At 45.2% G+C, this 25116-nt stretch carries 24 protein-coding genes; 3 read left to right on the top strand and 21 right to left on the bottom strand.

Going from position 1 to position 25116, the window contains the following annotated elements:
• Positions 1-83: 83 nt before the first annotated feature.
• Positions 84-686, bottom strand: a complete 603-nt coding sequence (locus tag V1500_RS03185; protein ID WP_409304164.1) for an SAM-dependent methyltransferase — start codon at positions 684-686, stop codon at positions 84-86.
• A gap of 165 nt (positions 687-851) precedes the next feature.
• On the opposite strand from V1500_RS03185, the gene V1500_RS03180 reads away from it, so the two are divergent.
• The gene (locus V1500_RS03180) at positions 852-1607 is read left to right on the top strand and encodes an alpha/beta hydrolase (RefSeq protein ID WP_409305902.1); all 756 of its coding nucleotides are present in this window, start codon (positions 852-854) and stop codon (positions 1605-1607) included.
• 954 nt (positions 1608-2561) lie between these two features.
• Here the strand turns inward: V1500_RS03180 and V1500_RS03175 are convergent.
• The 19 genes from V1500_RS03175 to V1500_RS03085 all read right to left on the bottom strand — a co-directional run bounded on the left by V1500_RS03175 (position 2562) and on the right by V1500_RS03085 (position 20598).
• Positions 2562-3596, bottom strand: a complete 1035-nt coding sequence (locus V1500_RS03175; protein ID WP_409304163.1) for a hypothetical protein — start codon at positions 3594-3596, stop codon at positions 2562-2564.
• A gap of 367 nt (positions 3597-3963) precedes the next feature.
• Entirely contained in the window at positions 3964-4647 is a 684-nt protein-coding gene (locus V1500_RS03170; RefSeq protein WP_409304162.1) for a sulfite exporter TauE/SafE family protein, read from the bottom strand.
• A 158-nt stretch (positions 4648-4805) separates the two neighbouring features.
• Positions 4806-5621, bottom strand: a complete 816-nt coding sequence (locus tag V1500_RS03165; RefSeq protein WP_409304161.1) for an urease accessory protein UreD — start codon at positions 5619-5621, stop codon at positions 4806-4808.
• On the bottom strand, positions 5618-6232 hold the full coding sequence (ureG, locus tag V1500_RS03160) for an urease accessory protein UreG (protein WP_409304160.1): 615 nt from the start codon (positions 6230-6232) through the stop codon (positions 5618-5620). The genes V1500_RS03165 and ureG overlap by 4 nt, the downstream gene beginning before the upstream one ends.
• Before the next feature lie 26 nt (positions 6233-6258).
• Positions 6259-6945, bottom strand: a complete 687-nt coding sequence (locus tag V1500_RS03155; protein WP_409304159.1) for an urease accessory protein UreF — start codon at positions 6943-6945, stop codon at positions 6259-6261.
• Positions 6938-7384 carry an urease accessory protein UreE gene (gene ureE, locus V1500_RS03150; RefSeq protein ID WP_409304158.1) on the bottom strand — a complete coding sequence of 149 codons (447 nt, stop codon included), beginning with the start codon at positions 7382-7384 and terminating at the stop codon, positions 6938-6940. The genes V1500_RS03155 and ureE overlap by 8 nt, the downstream gene beginning before the upstream one ends.
• An 11-nt stretch (positions 7385-7395) precedes the next feature.
• Entirely contained in the window at positions 7396-9105 is a 1710-nt protein-coding gene (ureC, locus tag V1500_RS03145; RefSeq protein ID WP_409304157.1) for an urease subunit alpha, read from the bottom strand.
• Positions 9106-9426 carry an urease subunit beta gene (locus V1500_RS03140; RefSeq protein WP_409304156.1) on the bottom strand — a complete coding sequence of 107 codons (321 nt, stop codon included), beginning with the start codon at positions 9424-9426 and terminating at the stop codon, positions 9106-9108.
• 17 nt (positions 9427-9443) lie between these two features.
• Entirely contained in the window at positions 9444-9746 is a 303-nt protein-coding gene (locus V1500_RS03135) for an urease subunit gamma (RefSeq protein WP_409304155.1), read from the bottom strand.
• 152 nt (positions 9747-9898) lie between these two features.
• On the bottom strand, positions 9899-11185 hold the full coding sequence (locus tag V1500_RS03130) for an ArgE/DapE family deacylase (protein ID WP_409304154.1): 1287 nt from the start codon (positions 11183-11185) through the stop codon (positions 9899-9901).
• A gap of 20 nt (positions 11186-11205) precedes the next feature.
• Positions 11206-12432 (bottom strand): Zn-dependent hydrolase, encoded by a 1227-nt coding sequence (locus V1500_RS03125; RefSeq protein ID WP_409304153.1) that lies wholly within the window; start codon positions 12430-12432, stop codon positions 11206-11208.
• On the bottom strand, positions 12395-13810 hold the full coding sequence (allB, locus tag V1500_RS03120; RefSeq protein ID WP_409304152.1) for an allantoinase AllB: 1416 nt from the start codon (positions 13808-13810) through the stop codon (positions 12395-12397). The genes V1500_RS03125 and allB overlap by 38 nt, the downstream gene beginning before the upstream one ends.
• A gap of 15 nt (positions 13811-13825) precedes the next feature.
• On the bottom strand, positions 13826-14176 hold the full coding sequence (gene uraH, locus V1500_RS03115; protein ID WP_409304151.1) for a hydroxyisourate hydrolase: 351 nt from the start codon (positions 14174-14176) through the stop codon (positions 13826-13828).
• Complete coding sequence (gene pucL / locus V1500_RS03110; RefSeq protein ID WP_409304150.1) at positions 14173-15117, bottom strand: factor-independent urate hydroxylase; 945 nt, start codon at positions 15115-15117, stop codon at positions 14173-14175. Before pucL ends, uraH begins: the two co-directional genes overlap by 4 nt.
• Positions 15118-15119: 2 nt before the next feature.
• Positions 15120-16193 carry a 2-oxo-4-hydroxy-4-carboxy-5-ureidoimidazoline decarboxylase gene (gene uraD, locus V1500_RS03105; RefSeq protein WP_409304149.1) on the bottom strand — a complete coding sequence of 358 codons (1074 nt, stop codon included), beginning with the start codon at positions 16191-16193 and terminating at the stop codon, positions 15120-15122.
• Positions 16184-18469 carry a xanthine dehydrogenase subunit D gene (gene pucD / locus V1500_RS03100; RefSeq protein ID WP_409304148.1) on the bottom strand — a complete coding sequence of 762 codons (2286 nt, stop codon included), beginning with the start codon at positions 18467-18469 and terminating at the stop codon, positions 16184-16186. Before pucD ends, uraD begins: the two co-directional genes overlap by 10 nt.
• A 9-nt stretch (positions 18470-18478) precedes the next feature.
• Positions 18479-19357 (bottom strand): FAD binding domain-containing protein, encoded by an 879-nt coding sequence (locus V1500_RS03095; RefSeq protein WP_409304147.1) that lies wholly within the window; start codon positions 19355-19357, stop codon positions 18479-18481.
• 194 nt (positions 19358-19551) lie between these two features.
• Positions 19552-20040 carry an XdhC family protein gene (locus tag V1500_RS03090; protein WP_409304146.1) on the bottom strand — a complete coding sequence of 163 codons (489 nt, stop codon included), beginning with the start codon at positions 20038-20040 and terminating at the stop codon, positions 19552-19554.
• Positions 20041-20046: 6 nt separating this feature from the next.
• Complete coding sequence (locus V1500_RS03085; protein ID WP_409304145.1) at positions 20047-20598, bottom strand: XdhC family protein; 552 nt, start codon at positions 20596-20598, stop codon at positions 20047-20049.
• A 333-nt stretch (positions 20599-20931) separates the two neighbouring features.
• Here V1500_RS03085 and V1500_RS03080 point away from each other — a divergent pair, with 333 nt between their 5' ends.
• On the top strand, positions 20932-21402 hold the full coding sequence (locus V1500_RS03080; protein WP_409304144.1) for a nucleoside deaminase: 471 nt from the start codon (positions 20932-20934) through the stop codon (positions 21400-21402).
• Positions 21403-21425: 23 nt separating this feature from the next.
• Positions 21426-23180, top strand: coding sequence for an adenine deaminase (gene ade, locus V1500_RS03075; protein WP_409304143.1), 1755 nt, complete (start codon positions 21426-21428; stop codon positions 23178-23180).
• 759 nt (positions 23181-23939) lie between these two features.
• On the opposite strand, the gene V1500_RS03070 is transcribed toward ade, so the two are convergent.
• Positions 23940-25115 carry a M20 family metallopeptidase gene (locus V1500_RS03070; protein ID WP_409304142.1) on the bottom strand — a complete coding sequence of 392 codons (1176 nt, stop codon included), beginning with the start codon at positions 25113-25115 and terminating at the stop codon, positions 23940-23942.
• Between the last annotated feature and the right edge of the window lies 1 nt (position 25116).

Raw genomic sequence — 25116 nt, 5'->3', positions numbered from 1 at the left:
AAATATTTATGTAGTTTTTGCATATGTATCATTTCTCCTCCCCATATCATTCTTTCTTACTTAAAAATGTGCGACATTAAATTTTAATATGAAAGCCTATGTATGGCGAATTTCTCGCGCGGGTTGGAAAATCCATGAAGCTCTACCTCTTGCACTAGCTGGAATGCTGTCTCGTTTTGCAGAAAATAGATATAGTCCTCTGATGGATAGTATAAAACCACATCGACTTCCCTTTGCGCTTTCTCCACTGACTTTAAAATATTGTTAATGACCTTCATAAATACCTGTACTGAAAATGGATTAAAGAAATAGAAACGATTATCTTTACGGTCAATTTTATAGTCTTCCGCGAGGCACTGGCGAAACTCTACTTTCCCCCGGCCGATGGGATGCTTCTTCAAATATCTCTCCTTATTTTTCAGGGCAGCCTCATATAGCTCTGCATCCATCTCTATCCCTGTAGCCCTTATATGGAAGACATGGTTCATATAAAAATTCAGCCGTCCTTTCCCACAGCCAAAGTCAACAACTTGATCGCCGCTTTGCAATTCATATTCTTCAAACAGCTTCTCGAGGGCGCTGTAAGGAGTGGGCTCATATCTATGGTAATGCATGGAATTATGGAATCCCTGCTGGTCACCTGTCGTCTTTATATTCAGTAATTTATCATAATAATGTTCTTTCAACAGACCTCTTCCTTTTGTATTAAAAATTTTGCCCCTGATTACCATGATAAACATAATAGAAAGGCCCCGCCATATTCGAGACATTTTTTTTGCAATAAGGAGGGTACGAAATAGTTATATCGAATTCTTTTACTGTTAAAGCAAAAAATGTCTGGAGGGAAAATGATGACTGAGAAGTACCCTGTTCTAAAGGAAGCAGAGCCATTTTACTTTGAAGGAAACAATGTCGGGGTTTTAGTTTCACATGGATTTACCGGGTCAACCCAGAGTATGCGGCCGCTTGGAGAAGCCTATGCAAAGGCAGGCTATACGGTATGCGGCCCACGCCTGAAAGGACACGGAACTCATTATGCGGAAATGGAGACAACAACCTATGAAGACTGGATCCAGTCCCTTGAAGAAGGATACAGCTGGCTGAAGGAACGCTGTGATACGATCTTTGTAACCGGACTCTCGATGGGTGGGACTCTTACGCTTTACGCAGCGCAAAAACACCCTGAAATAAAAGGCATCATTCCGATCAATGCTGCCATTGATATCCCTACCATGGCCGGGGCTGCCGAACAAACAGAAATGCCAAGATTTTTGGATGCCATCGGTTCGGATATTAAAAAGCCAGGCGTCACAGAACTTGCCTATGAAAAAACACCTTCAAAATCACTGCAGCAAATCGTGATGTTAATGGAAAAAGTAAAAGCGGACTTATCTAAAATAACCTGTCCCGCTTTAATCTTTGTCTCGGAAGAAGACCATGTGGTCCCGCCAAACAACTCTCAATTCATTTACGATCATTTAGGATCACAAATAAAAGACTTACGTTACCTGAAAGAAAGTTACCACGTCGCAACACTCGACAACGACCAGCAGATCATCATCGACGAATCCCTGCAGTTTGTGGAAAATATACTTACTGAAAGATAGGCTTATAGAGGCAGGGGTGCACTGATGAAGTGCACCCCTTTTTTGTTTCGAAGGACAAATTTCAAATGAAAGACGGATCCAGTAAGAGGGTCATAGATTCGGTTTACATATGCGGCCTAATTCGAGTGTGTCAATAGATTTGGCCTTCTTAGGCGGGATGGACAGAACTCAATACGAGTCATAGATTGGACCTTCATAGGCGGGTTGGACAGAACTCAATACGAGTCATAGATTGGGCCTTCATAGGCAGGGTGAAGGACAAAATTTAGTAAGTGAATCACAGATTTTATCGTAGCATGTGGGATGAGGGACAGGCAATTATTGTTTAGAGTAGCATAAGGAGGAGTTCGCGCATAAAAAAGCAGTTCGAGCATAAATTTTGGATTTCGCGCATAAGTTTTCCGATTTCGAGCATAAATTCTGGAGTTCGCGCATAAAAAACTAGATTTCGAGCATAACACCCTATACTCCGGCTCATAAGATCCAGGCAGTCTATAAAAATATCAGTTTCTTGACCTTTTCCCTCACTTTTTTACTCCGTTTAGTATAAAATCCCCTCTTTTTTCTACTAATTAGTGATTTATCCAAAAACGATAAGGATGTTTCAGATCGATCTGACCTCAAATAAAGTAATACTTCATACTGTTCTATCCCAAGCCCACTCTCACACCTTTTCCCTCATTTTTGTATTCCTTTTAGTAATATCCCTTCATTTTTCTTCTATTTATTTAGTGATTCCTACTATAATGATCAGAACGGTTTAGACTGATATCATATAACCACACTTCAAAGGAGTAATGCTTAATATAATTCATACCAAGGCCACTCCCGCACCTTTTCACTGGCAGCATCGTACTCACATTCGCCAAAAAATAAATTCTTATTGGAAAAGGAGCCCTCTGATTACATAAAAAAGAGCGAAACCCCACAGTTTCGCTCTTCTTCCTTCTATTATTAATGCGTGGTACCGGATGGCCCGTTTTCCTTGGTCGATGTGCTTGACGTTGTTGATGTACCTGATGTGGTGGACATATCAGATGTTGTAGTTGTGCTTGATGGCGAGAGCGTTTTCCCTGCTTCCGCTACATGGGAGACAGCCTCCATCGCTTTATCCTTTACCTCGACCACTCTATCCTTTGCTTCCATGGCCACGTTTACCAGTGCCGCTGCGTTCATTACATTTGCTGATGTGGTACCTGCTCCGCTTGCAAAAGCAGTCAATTGCGGCTTCATCATATCGTATATGTTTTGAGCCTCTCCTATTGCTTCCTGCAGGGTCGTAGATGCTGCTTTAAACCGATCCATCATCTCACCCATTGTATCTTTTGGGTTTTCAGCCACCTGGGAGACTACGCCAACCGAGGTGTCTTTCACATTAACCGCGGTATCCACCACTTTCGACCGTGTCCTGGAATCAAGCAGTGTCAAAGCTCCGCCAATCAGTCCTCCCAGCAGAATTCCGCGAAGCAGAAGATTTCTGTTTTGATTTTGCGCGGAAGCCTCCTGATGCAGGGCCTGTGTCGCGTAAGTATCCGCGTATTGATTATTATAATCAGCATAGGCACCAGTTTTTGCACCAGTAATTTCGCTCGTAAACAGAGTCCGGTCAGCGCTGCGATCGGTATCTGTCAGGTTAGAACCAGTACCACTGTTTGTAGTGACAGTGATTGATTCAATTGTTTGCTCTGAACCAGTGCCTCGGTTTGTATTCATTGTATTTGAATCAGTACTTCCAACCATATCATCCGGCTCAACGTATTGGCTTGGATACACTGTCCGATCTGTGCTTGTGTTTGAGCCGGTGCTTCGATTCGCATTCATTTTGCCAGTGTTCCCATTCGTAAAAATAGTGTCTGGACCATTATTTTGACTCGTATGCACAATATCTTCATGATGATTCAAAAGGTTTGAGCCAGGATTCTTAGTGTCTCGATCTGTACGTTGATTGTTGTTTCCATTCTTCCGATCAGTATTACGATTTGCCATCATACTACCTCCTCATGGGTTATAGTCAGGTTTTTCCCCGTATGATAGGCGGTTAAACTATCTAGATTCAAACGTAGTCGATAAATAAAAAATGTTACCTGATCAAAAAGTCCATGTAAAACATCTGAAACTCTCATAATTCCTAATGCTAATTTAGTTGTCGTAAGGCTCTTAAATAGCTCATGAAAAATTATTAAAGTACCAGCTCACTTTTTGAGAGATCCCTTTTCCTAACAATATAGCATGGCGCTAATTTAGTTGTCGTTAGGCTCTTAAATAACTCAATGAAAAATAATTAAAATACCAGTTCACTTTTTGAGAGACCCCTTATCCTAAAAATATAGCATGGCATTTAAGAATCTAACTGTTTTCATAGAATCTGATTCCAGAGGATAAATAAACCTTCTGTGACCCCTAAACGGTACATGTAATAAACTCCAAATACAGCACTGATACCTCCCGTGATTTTCCTCAAAGCTTTGTTGATGCGGATGTTGTTTGAGCTTACTACAAACGGGATTCCTAGAATCGTGGTGAAGCAGAGCATACCGATAATCGTCCCCGCTCCAAAAATTAAAATATAAAGAGCGCCCTCCCAGACACTTTTCACCGTGCTCAGGGTCAGCAATGCCATCGCGGCACTGCCTGCCAGACCATGGATAAAGCCCATAAACATTGGCCTGGCATAGGGAACAGGGCTGCCGTTTTGGGAATGCCGATTCCCCTGCACATTTTCATGATTCTTTGTTAAGGAAATGATTGCTGAAATCCCAAAATGTACAAGCATGATCCCCACCAAAAATTCCAATGACATTGCCCACACTTCAGGAATTTCTCCCTTCAGCAACAGAATGCACAGCCCGGTTAAAAACAAGGTAGCTGTGTGCCCAATTCCCCAATATACCCCTGTTAAGGACGATTTCCACCATTTTTTACTTTGGCCGGCAACAGTCGACACAGCTATCACATGATCCGGCTCGATGGCATGTTTGATCCCTAAAATAAACCCTATGCCTAAAATCGATAATAATCCTGCACCCTCGATCACTGACACGCCCTTTCTCTCTCTTTTTTATTGGCCCAGGAATGATACTCGAAGTTATTTTCTACTCCAAATAAATCATCTGTTTATAAAAGTCACGTCTGGCAAACCCATGGGCGCCGGGCAACCATTCTTTCCAATTCCTTGTAGCCCTGGCTATCATCCGCCCTCTAATATTTACGCCATACTACAACATCTTTTTCTAAAAGCTCACGTCTGGCAAAGGCATGGGCCCGGGCAATCATTTTCTCCATATCCCTTGTAGTGCTGGCTAACATTCGCAAGATCGCTCCACCCCCTGGCAGGGCCGATATGCCGAAACAAACCTCTGCTTGTGATTCTTCCAACGTTTCATACAAACAGTCGAGAAACTTTTTATCGACTTTCGGATGTACAATAAAAAACGACCCGACATGCGTATACCCTTCCATCTGCATGATGCCGCTTAGATCTTCATCCGGTTCCAGCAGCAGATGATCAAACACAACCAATGTTTCGTTCCTATACACTTTAAATCTGGAGCGAATCCAGTCGTAGCGGAATAGACTCCCGTCCTCTGCCCATCCCGGTGTGATCATATCGCTGTAAAATAAACAGGCTGCTTCATCCATACGAACGATGGTATCTTGAATGAACCGTGCCCCTTCATAAGCAATGAGAGGGTCCGGCAAAAATTCAAGTACGCTTGCTTTGCCCAATTTCAAGTTCGTGTGCTGAACCACTGGCTTTTTCGGAGTTTTATATACCTTTGTGGACGATTGCGTAGTAACTGCCAGTTCAGCTCCTTCTTCCACACAAAAATTGGTCAAATATGTATCTCCATCCACATAGCCGCCTCCAACATGAATGAGATATATGGATGGCAGATTTTGTTCAAGGTATACCGGACGGGTTATTTTCAGGGCCCCCTCGTAATAACAGTCAGATATAATGGTTTTCGGCTGTTTTTTTGCAGCGGAAAGCTCTAATACTCCTGTATAGCTCATGACTCCAAGCCAATGAGAAGCGCCTGCTGTTTAATCCAATTAACCACCTCTCCAAGCCCTGTTCCATCTTTTAAATTGGTGAAAATATACGATTTTTGCCCCCTGGCTGCAATCGTGTCCCGCTCCATGACCTCGAGGCTTGCACCGACGTATGGCGCAAGATCGATTTTATTGATGATAAACAGGTCCGACTTAATCATCCCCTGTCCGCCTTTTCGGGGAATTTTTTCTCCCTGTGCCACATCTATAATATAAATCGAAAAATCAACCAGCTCCGGACTGAATGTTGCTGCCAAATTATCGCCGCCGCTTTCCACAAAAATAAGATCAAGGCCTGGATGCCTTTCTTTCAGTTCCTCAATGGCAGCAAAATTCATGGATGCATCTTCACGGATGGCTGTATGAGGGCATCCCCCCGTCTCCACTCCGATGACGCGGTCTTCCGGCAGCACTCCATTTTTCCTTAGGAACAAGGCATCTTCTTTTGTATAAATATCATTCGTCACGACCGCCATGCTGAGTTCTTCATGCAGCGCTCTCGTCAGCCTCTCCACAAGCATCGTTTTTCCTGCTCCAACAGGCCCGCCCACTCCGATACGTACAGGTTCCATTATCCCAACTCCTTCTTCATGATTTTTTAAGACATAAATAAGCGAACAGGCAACCGTTCATGGCGCATTTGAGCGATTTCCAGACCTGGACTGACAGCGCCCAATTCTTCCTTCGACATTCGCAATATGGTTTCCACTGCTTCCTCTAACAAAGGCTGAATCTCTACCAAAAGCTTTTGGCCGTCCGTCTGGCCGAGCGGAATTCCGCGTACAGCATTTTGAATGAGGGACGAAACATTGGCATATAAATACGTGCCTATCGCAGTTTCCTTGGTTATTTTAAGATGGTGCGCAATGATGGGAAAAACGAGCGCAGGATGTCCATAGCTCCGTTTTTCCCTTATTCTGTTCACGTAATTTGCAAGAGTGCCCGATGGATAAAGCTCGGTGCATAATCTGGCCATCCGTTCACCAATCCGGCGATTGCCCAATCTCGTTTCCTCGGCAAGGCACGATACAAATAATATGCAATCAAGTTCATAAAATTCAGATATCTCTTGTTGTTCCAATGCCTCATAAGCTAGCCTGCAAGCAAGGCCATCCACATAAACAAGCTGTTTCCGAATATAGACGGCAATGGCTTTTGAAAAGCTGTCCTTATCATGAATGACTTGCTCCTGAATATATGTTTCCAGTCCAAACGAGTGGGAAAACGCCCCGGATGGAAAATTGGAATCGCATAATTGCAGAAGAGGAAACAATCCATCAATCATGACGATGCCCGATATGGCGGAAGGCCTGCTTAACTTTCCGATTCTCCCTTTTATAAGGAATGGACAGCTGCTGCAGTAATTCTTCTACTAAATAGTCATACTGAACAAGCATTTCACTTTGTTCAAATTGTGCCGGTAAATGGCGGTTCCCCAGCTGATGGGCGATCTCCCCCATCTGTGGAATGGTGGTTGGCATAATAACCAATAAGTCATCCTGCTTTACCGAAATCACAATCATATTGTGTTCATCCATATATAGAACGTCGCCATCTATTAAGTCCCGATTGTCTCTCAGACGGATGCCAAGTTCATTGCCATGGTCCGTTACAACACGTTGAATCCGCTTCACTAAATCGTCACTTTGCAGGTATACTCGCTCCACATGGGGAGCTCTTTTTTCCAACAAGGCAACATTGCCAACCACTTGTTCAATAATCATCTTTCATCACCTCAAAATAAGAAATAACGCTGTGCCATCGGAAGAACTTCCGCCGGCTCACAGGTAATCAACTCGCCGTCTACCTTCACTTCATAGGTTTGCGGATCTACTTCAATCTCTGGAGTCTCGCCATTAAAAACCATATCTTTTTTTGACAATTGGCGAATTCCTGACACCGGTTTAATTATCTTTTGTAAACCCAATTGCTCCTGTATTCCGTTTTTATAAGCGGCCTTTGATACAAAGGTAATAGATGTTTTATATTTTGCCCTTCCGGACGAAGCAAACATTGGGCGGTAAACAACAGGCTGCGGTGTCGGGATGCTTGCGTTTGGATCACCCATCAAACTATGTGCAATCATGCCGCCCTTTAGAATCAGCTCCGGCTTCACACCGAAAAAGGCGGGATCCCATAAAACAAGATCTGCCAGTTTGCCTTCCTCAATCGAGCCTACATATTCGGCAATCCCATGTACAAGTGCAGGGTTAATCGTATACTTCGCAATATAGCGTTTGACACGGAAATTATCTCCTGCACCTACATCTTTTTGTAATTTACCCCTTTGCTTTTTCATCTTATCGGCAGTTTGCCAGGTACGCGTAATCACTTCCCCCACACGTCCCATTGCTTGCGAATCGGAAGAAATCATACTGAATACTCCTAAATCATGGAGAATATCCTCAGCGGCAATCGTTTCCTTCCGAATGCGCGAATCTGCAAAAGCAATATCTTCTGGAACGCTCGGATCCAAGTGATGGCAAACCATCAACATATCCAAATGCTCTTCTAAAGTATTGAGAGTATAAGGACGTGTCGGATTTGTGGATGAAGGCAATATATTCGGATAGCTTGCCGCCTTAATGATATCGGGTGCATGTCCTCCCCCTGCGCCCTCTGTGTGATAGGTATGAATCACACGGCCGTCGATGGCAGCCAGTGTATCTTCCACAAATCCACCCTCATTCAGGGTGTCAGTATGTATGGCAATTTGCACATCATAATGGTCAGCCACCTTCAAACTTGTATCAATAGCAGAAGCAGTCGTCCCCCAATCCTCATGCAGCTTTAATCCAATGGCACCTGCTTCGATTTGTTCCTTCAGCGGCGCTTCATCGGAAGCATTCCCTTTGCCCAAGAATCCTAGATTCATCGGAAATCCTTCGGCTGCCTGCAGCATCCTGTGAATATTCCATGGACCAGGCGTGCAAGTGGTGGCATTTGTACCGGTAGCAGGACCTGTTCCCCCGCCTATCATCGTTGTCACACCGGAAGAAAGCGCCGTCTCAATTTGCTGTGGACAAATGAAATGAATATGGGCATCGATGCCTCCTGCCGTGACAACCTTTCCCTCTGCCGCAATGACTTCAGTGGCTGCTCCGATCACGATATTAACGCCGTCCATCAACAGCGGATTACCCGCCTTGCCAATCGCTGCAATCATCCCATCCTTTATGCCAATATCTGCTTTATAAATTCCTGTATAATCCAACACAATGGCATTTGTAAAAACTAGGTCCACACTTTCCTCCCTTGTCACGAGAGGATGCTGACCCATGCCATCCCGAATTACTTTCCCGCCGCCAAACTTCACTTCATCTCCATATAGGGTGTAGTCTTTTTCGATTTCAACAAACAGATCTGTATCCGCCAATCGAACGGCGTCTCCGACAGTCGGTCCAAACATGTCGGCATATTGTTTTCGCGACATCTGAAAGCTCATCTACTTTTCCTCCTTATTCGCGGACCCATTTGTCAGGTTATTTAAACCATATACCTTCTTTTCTCCTGAAAAAGGAACAAGCACTACTTGCTTTTCATCGCCAGGTTCAAAGCGCACTGCCGTTCCGGCAGGAATATTAAGATGCATGCCAAAGGCAGTTTGCCGGTCAAAATTCAGAGCTGTATTCACCTCGAAAAAGTGAAAATGAGAACCGACTTGAATAGGCCGGTCTCCGCGGTTTAAAACCTTTACTGTTATGGCGGGCTTGTTTTGATTGCACAAAATCGGCTCCTTCTTTAATAGGTACTCTCCCGGAATCATTGGTACTCCCCCTCCATCTAACGAATCGGCTCGTGTACGGTCACAAGCTTTGTTCCATCTGGGAAAGTTGCCTCTACTTGAATATCCGGAATCATCTCAGGCACTCCCTCCATGACATCTTCTCTGTTAAGAATCGTTGTGCCATATTGCATCAATTGAGCAACCGTTCTTCCATCCCTCGCCCCTTCAAGCAGCTCGTATGTAATGATAGAGATTGCCTCAGGGTAATTGAGTTTTAACCCCCGTTGCTGCCGCCGGCGCGCAAGGTCAGCAGCGACCACAATCATGAGCTTTTCCATTTCGCGTGAAGTTAACTTCATCAGGGCCCTTCCTTTCTAATACTCCGATTTCGAATTCCCTTACTTCTTTGACCTTGGCAGGTGGAGGGAATCACCTCCTCGCATGCTGTCTTATGCCTATCACGGCGAGTGCGATTCTGGTTTTATGCGGTCCGTCCTAAGAAAGCGAGTCATTACCGATGATTATTAATAACAACTCGCATCGAGTTCGACTCTGCCAGCAAGTCGTATAGCGTACAGGCAACGATTTTCACAGCATCCAAAAGATCTGACAGGCTAATGTTTTCATCTGCCCTGTGCCCGTTTGCCTCCTCTAATGCTTTTGGACCGGCCCCAAACATGACGGTTGGGATTCCCTTGCTGTAAAAATGGCGGGCATCTGTATAGAGCGGGACTCCGTTAATCGATAATTCGCCCTTTCTCTTCATAATGGAATTCCAGTTGGATTGTAACGTCTGTATTAAAGGCGTGTTTTCAGGGACTGGCCCAAAGCTTTCAGCATGGAGAATTTTTGTGATTTGGACATTTAGACCATCCATATGGGCTATGGATTCCTGGACAATTTCTATAAACTCAGCTTCTGCTTGACCCGCGTCTTCCTCTGGCACTAGTCTCCTGTCGATCCTCATCTTACACTGGTCAGGAACGACATTTGTATTAATCCCTCCCGAAATAAGTCCAACCACTAACGAAGGATGGTCAATTCCTTTTATGGAAGATTTTTTTAAGGATAGTGTTTTACGGTATCCATATAAGGCCCGTAAAATACAAGAGGCTGCTTCAATGGCATCCACACCTGTCTCCGGCAGGGCCGCATGAGCTGATTTTCCTGTGATCGACAACTCATAATGCAAACAGCCATTATGGGCATTAACTGCGGAATAGGTAAACCCGGCAACTATTGCCAGGTCAGGCGTGATAACTCCACTTTCAAGCAGTCTCTTGGGTCCTAATTCTCCCCCTGTCTCTTCGTCAAATGTAAACGCGAGATCAATTTTTCCGTTCAAAGGATGGTTGATGCCTGCGTGTTTTAATGCAAGAACGGCAAAGGTATAGGCAGCAATATCTGATTTAGAAACGGCTACACCCCTGCCATACATTTTCCCATCCAAAACCTCCCCTCCATACGGCTCCACACTCCACCCCAACCCCGGAGGCACGACGTCACCATGTGCATTCAATACAATGTTCAATCCGGCATTTGTTCCAAATTCTGTACTGCTCACAACATTAGCGAGGCTAATCATTCCAGCCTGCTTCACTTCCTCTGCATCCACTTCTAGTAGAGACACCCTGTCAAACCCCATTTCAGATAGCTGTTTCTGCAGTAAAACGGCTATAGGGTAACAATCACCTTCCGGGTTATCTGATGGAGTTTGGACTAGCTTTTGTAAAAAATCGATCATTTCCTGCTGATGACCCTCAATCCAGGCCTGCAGTTTCTCTTTATCCTGCATCATGAACATCCTCCCCTGCGCACTCAGTACGCTAATTGATGCAAACATTCTTTCAGTACATCAAGACCTGTTTCTAAATCTTTAACAGGCGTGTATTCTAAAGGGGAATGACTAATCCCCCCCTGGCTTGGGACAAACAATAAGGCAGTCGGGTAAACCTTGGCGAACAATTGTGAATCGTGGCCAGCTCCGCTGTTCATCAACTGATATGAAATTTCCCTTTTCACACAAATATCCTGAACAGTTTCAATTAGTGCCTGGTTCATTTGGACAGGATGAACTTCATGGCACATTTTAATTTCCGTCCCTAACCCCCTGTCTGCAGATATTTCCAGGAACTGGCGGGAAAACTGCCTGCAAAAAGACTCTAAGGTTTCCTCTGATGGGTGCCGTGCATCCACCGAAAAAACAACCCGTCCAGGAATGACATTAGGAATGTTCGGTTTCACAAAAAGCTGGCCGACGGTTGCGACAAGCTGATCCTCACGATTTCCCATAGACTCATAGAGAGCGCAAATCATCTCGGCCGCTCCCATTAACGCATCCTTTCGCCAGTGCATGGATGCGGTCCCGGCATGATTGTATTCACCTGTAACGGTTACTTGATACCTTTTTTGTCCCACAATCGCCTGTACGATGCCTATCTGCTTTCTGAGCTTCTCCAGAGCTGGCCCCTGTTCAATATGTATTTCAATAAATGCATCAATATCTGTACGGACTGTATATTCACCACCAGGCAGCGAAAAGCCAGACATCTTCATGGCATCTTCAAGCTTCATTCCCTCTGAATCTGTTAAACCCTTGAGATCACGGGATTCATAGAGTCCCGTCATCAACCCGGAGCCCAGGCAGGCAAGCGGAAAGCGGCTGCCCTCCTCTTCGCACAAAGAAACTACTTCAAGATTCAGCTTAGGGGCACCATACTCTTTTTTAAGAGCTGCAACAGCAAGGAGTGCGGCAAGAATTCCATACGCCCCATCATATTTTCCTCCTGAGCGGACCGTGTCTACATGGGATCCAACAAGAATCGTCGGGGCATCTTCCTCTCTTGCAGGCAACCTGCCAAACAAGTTGCCTACTGAATCAAAGCTTACAAGAAGACCAAGGGTTTCCATCCAATCCTTCAGGGCATGCTGCGCTTCATTCCATGCCCTGGAAAAAACCAATCTCGTTACTCCGTCATCTTTTTCTTTTCCAAATTTACTAAGCCACTCAATGGCTTCTTCCAAGTGTTGAGGATATGGGTTCATAACATTCTCTCCCTTGATTAATGCATCTCCCGGTTCTCTCTTGTATAACCCCCGTTTGGTCGTCATAAATCACCGTTCCCCGTAAAATCGTTTTTTTGACCCGTACATGAAAGGTCTGCCCTTCATACGGCGAAAATGGATTTTTAAAAGCAATGCTTGCCTTATCCACAGAGGTCGATTCGTCTAATCGAATGAGCACCAAATCTGCATCCATTCCGGGAGAGATTCTTCCTTTAAAATCTGAGATGCTAAAACGGCCGGCTACATTGGAGGTACCCAAAGGAATAATCTTGGTAAGGGAAATCCCGCGCTTAAGCGCCTGATCCAGCAGAGCCGGCCATGTAAATTGTACTGCCTGGATTCCTCCCCATGCATCCCAGATGGAGTCGGTCGTCTTCATGGAATAAAGGCTTGGAGAATGGTCGGAACCAATCGTATCAATCCATCCATTTACAATGCATTCCCACAGCCCTTCCACATCTTTTCGAGACCTTAGAGGCGGGGCGCATTTGAAAACTGCTCCATTTTCCAGAAAGTCATCTTCATCAAATATTAAGTAATGGGGACAGGTTTCAACCGTTACATCGACCCCACTGCGTTTCGCCTCATGGATCGTTCCCACTGCTTTCGGAGAACTGATATGGACAAAATGCAGTGAAGTTCCATATTTTGCAGCCAAATCCAATGCATAGGCAACCGCCTTCACTTCTGCCGATACCGGCCTGCTTCGCAAATATGCCAAGCGTTCATCCAAACCTTTCGACTGTTTATAATAAATGCCAAGAGAAGCGACCTCCTCCTCCCATTCCGCGTGCAGTGCAAGTATTTTATGCTGCTCGGTCGCCTTTTTCATGGCTGTCTTTAAGTGGTCGGGAGAAACAAAGTCAAAGTCATCAATGCCGCTGCTGCACATAAACGCCTTCCAGGCAACGATATCCTTGCTCATTTCAAGGAAATCAGTATGATAACTAGTCGTGCTGCCCGTTAACCCACCCCAAAGAGCGTAATCAACATAAGAACGAGAGGAAACATGTTCGCTTTTCTGTCGTAATGCTTGCAGGCTGGTAACAGAGGGACAGCTATTCAGCGGCATATCAAAAACCGTGGTGGTTCCTCCTATTGCTGCAGCCCGGCTTCCTGTCTCAAAGCCTTCCCAATCCGCCCTTCCCGGGTCATTAAAATGCACATGGGAATCAATAAAGCCCGGGACAACAATACATCCGCTCGCATCGATAGAATTCAATGATCCTTCTTTTAAAGGCTCCTCTTCTTTCACAAGAAGTGAATCGATTTTTCCATCGCGGACAAGGACCGCGGCCTGCTGAAAGCCTTCATCTGTAAATACATAGCCGTTTTTAATATAAAAGTCGTTCACCATATTCCCCACTCCCCTCTAACTTCCTCGATAGGTACTATATCCTCCTGGTGACAACAGCAATGGAATATGATAATGCGAGCCTGGTCCGGATATTCTAAACCGGACCGGAACACAATCAAGAAAGGCGTTATCCTCCAATAATGCTCCCTCACTCCGATAGTACTCTGCCACATAAAAGCGAAGTTCATAGATTCCTTTTTTCATGGCTTCTCCTTGCACAAGCGGTGACGGGATTCTGCCATCCTCATTAGTATGGGAATCATTCATAAATTCATAATGGTTCTCGGAGGTCTCCCGCCACAATTCCACCAACACACCTTTTGCCGGTTTCCCTTTACTTAGATCAAGTATGTGCGTAGTGATCATTGGGCGCTTTCCAGATCTTCACGTGTCATCGAAAATCGCTGGAAGCCAAACGGCGGCCTCGGCTCGGTAAATACCTTTCCTTCCGTCGAAGCAGGAATCTCATCCAACACGGTTTCCCATGTGCGGTTATTGGATTCGAACCGGACTTCCTTCAATTGTGGAAAACGCTCCAGGATTCGAAGTCCAGTCCGATACACGAGATTTTGAATGGATGGTGAATTTTCTTCATGAAAAACGGTGTAGGCAATATCTCTGACCTGTTCTGCCGCTACATATCCGTTTGGCCTGTTCCCCCTGGCGTCTTCCAAATCGCTATAACGCCATTCTATGGTTAAAAAAATGAACAATGGGCGGTCAAAGGACTCAGGCAATGTCGTATATTCATCCTGTACATATCCGTAAAAGGAACTCCCCTTCACCTTTATAAGCTTCAATCCTTTTAAACTGCTAAGATGGTCTGTGGTTTGGATGCCCTCATCGACTCGTTTCACCTGGACCGAAGCACAGGCCTGTTCGTTCAGTGAATAGCGAAATACTAAAGGACTGGCCTCGAATTTGTCGTGTGAAGCTACCGGCAGTTCTTCAAAAGGGATTTGTTCCCCCGAAATATCGATTCCTGCCATTTGAGGATACGTTTCAAGAAAACGCCGTGCGACAAATTCCAGGAAGCCCTCCTGGGTAGCGCCCTCGTAATCCCCTGCATGCTTTAATATGAAATTTTTCATCGAATCAGTGGCAACCACCATCGAATTATCGCCTTCGGTAAAGGAGGAAAGAAACTGATCCCCCTCAACAGCCACTTTTACATTCATTCCGAACAGGATATTGTTCCGGCCTGTAAACGATGATTCCGGAATGACTGCCACTTCCGTAAGAGCCTTTGCATACGTTCGATACACCCATACATCCGCTTTTCCGTAACACATCAGTCTTTCCACCATGATTAACCCCTTCCTTGAAATAGGCCGTCTAATCGGAATCCCGCTATCTTGTCAACCTCCTTTAAAGCGGTTGAAAATTCCTGTTCATACGTATTATTTAGTCGAAGCTGCAAAGCTTCCAGAATGGTTGTTTTGTTTTGCCCTTTTACAGCCATGATAAAAGGAAAATCAAATGTATCTACATATTGCTTATTTAGCGATTGAAATTTTGTGAGTTCGTCATTTGAGAGCTGGTCAAGACCGGCTCCCTTTTGTTCCTTTTGGGATGCGTCAGTAATTTTGAGCCTGGTACCGAGGTCTGGATGCGCCCGCAGCAAAGACAATTTTAGTGAGGCGTCTGCATTTTGAACGACTGCTGACATGGTCTGCATAAGCTCCTCCCGGTCATAAAACGGGCTGCTTTCCCAAGCTTTTTTCGCAATCCAGGGTGAGTGCTCATAAACCCAGCCTATTTTATGGGCGAACTCATAGTGATCCATGCGGTTAATGTCCTGAATGAAGGAGGCTTCGTTCCTCATATCTTCCGAAGCATTTATATGGTTAACGGCCCTTCTAATCGAACGAATAATCCCGGCATAACCGGTACAACGGCATAAATTTCCGGAAAGAGCCTCTTGGATCTGCTCTGTTGCAGGATCCGGATGGACATCGAGCAGCGCCTTAACGGCCATGGTCATCCCTGGCGTACAGTACCCGCATTGAAAACCGCCTTCTTGTAAAAATGCTTCCTGGATAAAATGCAATCCTTCATTAGCTGATCCTTCAGCCAATTCTTCACCTAATCCCTCAGCCAACCCCTCGATTGTACAAATCGATTTATCCCGTGCCTGATAGGCCATAACTAAACAAGAATGTACCAGCTTGTCATCCATTTGAACGGCACAAGCACCACAGCGCCCAATTTCACAGGAAATTTTTGTTCCGGTAAGCCCGAGTCCATCACGTAAAATATCAACCAGGCGGGCCGTAGGAGAAACCGTGACCTGATGCTTTTTGCCATTCACTTCAAGGCGTAAGGTAATTAGAGGAGACGGTGTCAGTGTTGTTCCACTTTCCACACTATTTCTCAAATCCATGCTTTCACCTCTCCTAATTGAACATGGTTTAACAGCCGTTCTGGAGATATTGGCAGCTGGTTCGTCCAGTATCCTGTTGCATTATAAACAGCACGTGAAATGGCCGGGGCTACTCCAACTGTCCCGATTTCTCCGACTCCCCTGGGGCCATAGGAATCTCCTTCCGTCAGTGTTTCAATCGCTTCTGTATGCATGATGGGCGGGACATCACAGATTGTAGGAATCAGGTAGGTATCAAAATTATCGATCATGTACATACCCTGTTCCATCCGCGCTTCCTCCATCAATGTATATCCCAGCGCCATGATGCCCCCTCCTTCAATCTGTCCCTGATATCCCATCGCATTCACCACCGGGCCAGCCGAGACAGCCTGTGCCAGATGAGTGACCTTTACCTTACCTGTCAGCAGGTCCACTTCCACTTGAGCGAAAACTGCTGCGAAAGAGTATAAAAAATGGCTGCCGGGAACGACTGCATCTGGGCTGACGGGAAAATCAAATTTGGTGTCGACCGCTATCCCCGAACTCGGCATCTTTTCAGCTAGTTCACGATAGTGGATACAAAGGCTCCCATTTTCATGATACTTGTCCTCAAGCCACACTCCGCCTGGTCCCAGTTTAAGTTTTTCAGAATCCATTCCCGTTAACTCGGCTGCCAGCTGAATCAGCTGTGTACGGAAGGAGTCCTTCATCCTTTGCAGGGAGTGCCAAACCATACTTGTTGCCCTGGAAGCTGTTGAGGAGCCGCTGACCGGGACTGTCGCCGTATCCCCGACTACTATTCTGATATCCTTCTCGCTGCAACCAAATTCATTTATCAGCAGTGTTTCTATAACGGACAATAGTCCCTGGCCGCACTCTTCGAAGCCAAACGCAACTTCAATTGTTCCTTCCTTTGTAAAAGAAAGCCGTCCACCGCCAGGATCTAAGCGACCCTTTCCAAGTCCCCCGCCATGCATGGTCAGGGCAACACCTATTCCCTCCAATTTAAAAGGATCAACTTGCTTCTTTTTGTTCGCCGCTTTTACTAATGATTTTTTTATTGTATGGAGGACTTCGGCTGCCCCATTAGTCGGGACAATTTGCTGTCCCAACGGTCCGGGGTCATCCACCTTCCGTACATTTTTCAGGCGGAATTCGAGCGGGTCCATTTTCAGCCTTTCGGCAAGCCGGTCGATTTGCCCCTCTAATGCAAACGTAACCTGATTTCCGCCAAAGCCTCTAAACTCTCCGGCTATGCCATTATTCGTAAAAACAGATTGTCCCTCTATTTCAATATGGGGGATGATATACGGCCCCGGCGCATGCTCCACAGCAAAATCTAATACAGCAGGGCCTAATGTGGCATAGGCTCCTGTATCTGCAATGATTTTTACTTTATGGGCTAATAGCTTCCCCTCGGAGTCGACTCCCGTCTTCATCGTAATCTTCATCGGATGACGTTTTAATCCCGCTCTTACCGATTCCTCCCTGCTTTGATGAATCTTAACCGGGCATTTGGCGGCCAAGGCGAGCAGGGCCCCATAAGGCTGGATATTTAACTCGTCCTTTCCTCCAAACGAGCCACCCATCGGGCTTGAGATAATCCGAATATCTTTCTCCGACATATTCAAAATTCTGGATAATTGAAAGCGATCCTTGAAACCATGCTGAGTACCCACATAAACAGTCAATGTTCCATCCGGTGCCGGTACGATCACCCCTCCTTCCGTTTCCATATAAGCGTGCATTTGCCGCGGGAGTTCATATGTTTCCTCCACTACAATAGAAGAGTCCTGGAAGCCGTTCTCAACATCTCCTTTTTTATAAGCGGCCCGGTGCAAAACATTACCATCCGGATGAAGAAGCGGAGCATCGGAACGCAGTGCTGCTTCAGGGCTGTCTATTACTGGCAAGGGCTCATACTCAACTGCAATCAATTTCAGCGCCTCTTCTGCAATTTCTTCTGTGTCTGCAGCAACTGCTGCAATCGCATCGCCAACACAGCGTACACGATCAAAACAAAGGACAGGCTGGTCTGGAAAAATAAGTCCGTACCCGTTCAAACCGGGGACGTCTTGATACGTTACAACCGCCCTGACCCCTGGAAGCATTTCGGCTTTTTCGGTGGAGATGGATACAATTTTGGCATGGGGTTCCATGCTTCTCAAAATCTTTCCATAAAGCATGTTGGGAAAGGAAAGATCGGTGAGATATTTCAATGTCCCGGTTACTTTTTCGGGGCCATCACGGCGGATTCGCTTACTTTTTTTTAGAGAGTTTGTCTGGTCAGTCATAAATCCCCCTTACCCTGCTATTCTGCTTAACTCGGAAACAATCAGATTCGCAGCTACTGTTTTCTTATAATCAGAGGAGAAGCTGATGTCGGCAATTGGGGTAAATTCCTCTTTTATGGTGTGAAGGACTTTCTTTAAGGAATCAGCGGAAATGCCGGATTCCTTTAGTAATTTCTCAGATTCAACAAGACGCTGGGGCGGGTTGATACTCCCTCCGGCTGCGAGCCGGATGGTTTCGACATCCTTATTCATTCCCAGCCTGCATTTCCCTGAAATCGTGACGATGCTTGGGGAAAAGGCATCGCGAAGCCCAATTTTTCTATAAAAGCTGCTTTCGTTGCTGCCTTCTACCTGTTCAGGTATATACACGGCGATAAGGATGGCATGTTCATCAGGAGGCCCTTCATGTATAAAATCAATCAGGGGCATGAGTACATAATCGTCTCCCATAAACCATTGGAGCTGACAATCCAGGACTAATAGGGCTGGAATGGCATCACCGAATCTACTGATGACATTTCCGCCAAGCGTTGCCTGGTTTCGGATTGCCGGAGCGGCGATGTTTCTTGCGGCTTCAGCCAGGACGGGGAACTTTTTCATATCAGGATGGCTCCTGCATAGAGCTAATGTGGTTAAGGCTCCGATGCAAGTATAAGTTTCTCCCGAAAGTACGTCTTTCCCCCATCCTTTCATCTCTTTTATGAACCCCAAACTAATTAAGCTCGAGGGCACTTCCATCCCCTTTTGCCAATTTGTCTGCAAGAGGCTCCCTCCGGCGACAAAACAGCCGTCCGCACCAAACTGGTGTTTTAAATTCCATGCCTCCTCTAATTCAGAAGGCATAAAAACGCTTGGGGCATTCTGTGATATAGCACCTTTTCCAACCACGATGGCATCCCTCCTTTAACAGCTTCCTCTTCTGTACGAAGCGGAGATAGAAACAAATACGTATTAACGATGTTAAGGGTAAACAACCTTAGCTGGTGCTTGCTGCCATTTAAACAGCAAGAATTGAGGAAACCGCCTTTTCTAAAGGTTCGGCAATCCAACGCTGCTGCGAATTGAACAGGCGAACATCCTTTTCAAGAGGAAACAGCCTTTTCCAAATGCTTTCGCCTCTGATTTTTGATAAGCTCTGCAACGATGCTGACCGCAATTTCCGCTGGTCCTTCTGCCCCAATGGCAAGACCCACTGGACTGTGTATCAAAGAAGGAATTGCCTTGCCTTCAAGCAGTCTTTGAGTCCGGGTCCTTGGCCCCAGGACACCTAAATAAGCCAGCTCTTTACGCATCAAATATGCTAATAATTCTTTATCTCTTTGAAAATGGTGAGTAAGCAGGAGAACTGAATCCCGGCTCGTTAAGTCAAGCATGGGAATCGTCTCGTGAGGAAAGCCTACAATCAATTGATCGGCCTCAGGAAAGTTATGGTCGTTGCATAAGGCAGGGCGCCAATCAGAAACCGTTACCGAAAAGCCTGTGTGGGAAGCAATTTTAACGATTGGCATCGCATCCAAACCTGCCCCAAATATGATTAAACGGGGCTTCGGCTCATAGGACTGTATGTACATTTCCGCTTACAGCTCCGGAACAGACACGATGCCGTTTTTCGAAAAATTGCGATGAAAGCCCCTTAAGAGGTCTTTAACCATCGCAGGAATCGGTCCATGCCACACTCCAAAAAAATCATGATCCCCTTTTAAAAATAAATAATCTGAAACAGAATGTTCCTTATTTAATTTCTTTATCTGGGTTACGCGGTTTCCACTTTCCAGGCAGTTTTTTAACTTACAAAGATGATCGTGAAGGTAAACGTCTATTGGTTCCAGCAAAACGCTGACCCTCCCATTGCAGCCAGCCCCCTGGCCCCAGGCCAGATCATCCTCGGCACGCATATCGTAAACAATCGTTTCGCTGGTTTTTTTCCCTTTCAGCTCTTTTGCCCGGATGGATAAATCAGTTTCAAGGCATCCGGCACTAATCAAACCAATTGTGGCACCATCATCCTTAAACACCATGGAGGCTCCCGCTTTACGATACGCCGAACCTTCAACACGGATGACAGTTGCAAGCACATCATCAGCAGATAAACGATCAAGAGCATTTAAAATTTCATGAATTCCATCCATGTCATGCCTCCGTTCTTTGCGCTTTATATGTAATAGACCCTGGCTTATCTTCTCTCTTTTTATTAGTTTTAGAGATTATCTCGGAGTTTTAGTTATGTGGTGCGTCATTTATTTTTTCAATAATAACCAATAAATTCTATTTCATCCACAACCATGTAAGATAATCTAACATGGTTTTTGTGCAAAACAGTAAACAAGACATGGACAAAATAAAAACTCTGTTAGAAAACCTCACAAACAAAAGGAAAACGTAAGAAAATTTTGATAAAGTGATAGGTACTTAAATAATACATCTCCCGTATTATTAAACTTAAATCGGATTGGAGAGATCATATGCCAGAATCAAAATTTATGGAAATGGCAATAGAGGCTGCACTTGACAATGTAGAGACCAGCCATGGAGGACCCTTTGGGGCAGTGGTTGTAAAAGATGGAACCATCATCGCTTATGGACGAAATGAAGTGACCGCTGCAAACGACCCAACCGCTCACGCAGAGGTCCAGGCAATTCGGGAAGCCTGTCAGAAACTGAATACCTTTCAACTGACAGACTGTGAAATTTATACGAGCTGCGAACCGTGCCCGATGTGCATAGGGGCGATTTACTGGGCAAGACCGAAGGCCGTTTATTATGCTTGTACAAAAGAAGAAGCCGGTCATATTGGATTCGATGACGATTTTATTTATAAGGAGCTTTCCCTCCCTATGGAACGCCGCAGCATTAAGATGGAACAATTATTGCTGAAGGATTGCGACATGCCATTTCGTGTGTGGGGGCAAACTCTTACTAAAGTCGAATACTAATTTTTACGTAAAAGGATGGTCATATGGAGCAAAATCGATTGGCACGAAGAATTGCAGTAGCCTCAGGAAGAGAACCTGCAGACACTGTTATTAAAAATGGAAAAGTAATCGATGTCTTTAACGGAGAAGTCTTCGAAGCTGACATCGCCATTGTGGATGGCTATATTGCCGGGATCGGCAATTATGAAGGTGAGCATGTAGTGGACGCTCAAGGTCATTTTATATCGCCTGCGTTCATCGATGGCCATGTTCATATTGAATCTTCCATGGTTGCCCCATCGGAATTCGCAAAGGTTCTCCTCCCCCACGGCGTGACAACCGTGATTGCTGACCCGCATGAGATTGCCAATGTTTTAGGGAATTCAGGAATCCTGTTTATGCTTGATTCCTCGGAAAATCTCCCGCTCAACTTTTATTTCATGCTACCATCATGTGTTCCTGCTGCAGACTTCGAACACTCCGGGGCGACTTTGACTCACGAAGACTTAGAACCATTTTATGCCCATCCACGAGTCCTTGGTTTAGCCGAGGTGATGAATTTTCCAGCGGTGCTAAATGCCGAAGCCGATATGATGGCAAAAATCATGGAAGCAAAACAAAACCGAAAAAAGATTGACGGTCACGCGGCCGGCCTTTCTGCTAGTGATATAAACGTTTATATGTCCGCCGGCATTCGCACTGATCATGAGAGCACCACTTCCGAACAAGCTAAAGAGCGCCTTCAGCGAGGCATGTATCTAATGATACGCGAGGGTACGGTGGCGAAGGATTTAGAACAGCTTATCCCGATTGTAAATGAACGGAATGCCAGGCGGTGTTTATTTGTCACGGATGATAAGCATTTAGATGACCTTGTTCGGGATGGCAGTATTGATTACAATGTCAGGCTTGCGGTTCAATCAGGACTCTCCCCAGTTACTGCCATACAAATGGCCACCATCAATGCAGCAGAATGCTTTGGCCTCGATGAGCTGGGCGCCATTGCTCCAGGCTATAAGGCCGACTTCCTGATGATTGATGACTTAGAAACCATAAATATTACTGCTGTTTTCAAGGATGGGGTTCAGGTTGTGAAGGAAGGGATTTTATTTAGCCCTGAAAACGAAGCTGAAGGGAACGAACCTAGCCCATCTCTCAATTCAGTAAATTTCCATCCCTTAACAGAAAATCAGTTTCACATCCCGATATCTTCTAATGAAGCTAATATTATAGAAATTATTCCAAATAGCCTTGTAACCAACCACATTATTGCAAAGGTAGACATTGATGGAGGCGGACTGTTTCAGCCCTCGACTGCGGCCGACCAATTAAAAATTGCTGTAATCGAACGGCATCATATGAAACGGCACATCGGATTGGGCATTGTCAAAGGATTGGGATTGAAATCGGGAGCGATCGCTACGACTATAGCGCATGATTCACACAATCTTGTTGTGGCCGGGACTAATGATGTGGATATGGTAATGGCTGTAAACAAGCTGCGGGAAATTAAGGGCGGATTAATCGTAGTTAATGAGGGGAAAATACTCGCATCCCTGGAACTGCCTATAGCGGGATTGATGTCTTTAAAACCTTATACAGAAGTGATCGCTAAACTGGAGGATATTCATCTTGCTTTGAAAAACCTTGGGGTATCCGAACAGTTTAACCCATTTCTCACACTTTCGTTTTTAACACTTCCGGTAATACCTGAACTAAAACTCACTGTCCAGGGCTTGTTCCAGGTGTCGAAATTTAATCATATTCCAATTGATGCAGCTGGCGTTTATTCTAAATGATTATTTATTACTCTTGAAAAATCACCATATTAGAACGGTATGGTGATTTTTTGGTTGTTTTAAAATGACATTTGTCTCTAAATATGATGATCCGTTTTGCTCTTGGCTACAGCGTGAAGAGGTTTTAAATCTAAACAAGACCTTTATGAAACACTTTTTTAGATAGCCCTACCGAAGATATAATTAAAGTCGGCCAAAAAGCTTTATAGAAAGATTTCGAGCATCAAAAGCAGTTCGAGCATGATTTTTATATTTTGCGCATAAAAACCTTTCATATCGAGCATATACCCTAGAGTTAGAGTATAATTCCCGGATATCGAACCCGTTCGAGCATAAAAAAGCAGTTCGAGCATAAATTTTGTATTTCGCGCATAAAAACCTTTCATATCGAGCATATACCCTAGAGTTAGAGTATAATTCCCGGATATCGAACACGTTCGAGCATAAATCCTGAATATCGAGCATTAAAACCAAGACTTCGAGCATAAGGCCATCTATTCCCGCTTAGAATCTACAGCCAGTCTATGAAAATATCGTTTTTCTGACCTTAACACTATTTTTTTGCTGAATTTAATAAGAAAATGGCCCTCATTTATTGTTTTAGTAGTGATTCGGCAAAAAAATGCCATGACAGGGACGCGCCAAAACCCTAATAAAGCTCTTACCATATCTTCGAATAACAAAGCTTAACCCTATTAAAAATCACCATACAGCGGCAGTATGGTGATTTTGTTATGCTATTAAACTAATAAATACATCTTACTCATTCAAATAAGCCCAGGCATATTGCGCATACAGCTCGGCTCCTGTAGCCAGCGCGTCTTCATCGATATTGAACTTGCCATGGTGGTGTGCCCATTCTGTATCCTTTTGGGGATTTCCGCTTCCGACCAGGGCAAAGCTTCCAGGCACTTCATCCAAGTAAAAACTGAAGTCCTCACCGCCCATTGTCGGTTTTTCGTTGAATAAAACATGCTCGCCAAATGCTTCGGCAGCTACCTTCTGCACAAGCTTTGCACTGTATTCATCGTTAATAACAGCCTGTGTCCCGCGCACATACTCGACCTGAGCGGTCGCTCCGAATGTGCTGGCAACATGCTCTGCATAGTGGCTGATTTGCTTTTCCACATGGTCGCGTGTAGCCGGGTCGAAGCAGCGCACAGTCCCTTCAATCAAGGCATTTTCCGCAATGACATTGAACCGTGTACCGACAACCATTTTTCCGACTGTCAGAACGGCAGGACTTTGAGGATCGATTGTCCTGGATACGACAGACTGGACATTCATCACAAAGGAAGAAGCGACGATCGCCGCATCGATACAATCCTGAGGCATCGCGCCATGTCCGCCTTTCCCTTTAAATCTCACCCTGAATATATCTGCTGATGCAAAGGAAGGTCCTGGTGTACATGACACGTTATGTGTCGGCATCTGCGACCAGATATGGATTCCAAAAATATTGTCCACGCCTTCTACCGCACCCTGCTTCACCATGGCTTTTGCACCCTCGGCCACCTCTTCGGCAGGCTGGAACACCAAACGCACATTTCCCGGCAGCTCGTCTTTAATTCCGTTCAGCGCCTTGGCAGCGATCAACAGCATCGCCGTATGTGCATCATGGCCGCACGCATGCATCTTTCCGTCTTCCTTCGAAGCGTATGGCAGGTCCATATTTAACTGCTCTACGGACAGTGCGTCCATGTCGCCTCTTAGCGCCACGGTTTTTCCAGACTTCCCGCCTTCGATCGTCGCTATCACACCGGTTGGCTCCGTCCTTCGATATGGAATGCCAAGGTTTTCTAGGTACTCACAAACAAAAGCCGTCGTATTTTCTTCCTCCCACGACAGTTCCGGCTCGCTGTGGAGCTTTCTGCGCAGCTCTGTCAGCTCTTCGCTATATTCTTTAATCGCTTCTTTTATCTTTTCATGAATCATT

Source organism: Peribacillus sedimenti, assembly GCF_046237635.1.
GTDB lineage: Bacteria > Bacillota > Bacilli > Bacillales > DSM-1321 > Peribacillus > Peribacillus sedimenti.
The sequence above is the reverse complement of the archived record's forward strand: the minus strand, read 5'-3'. Positions and strand labels throughout refer to the sequence as shown.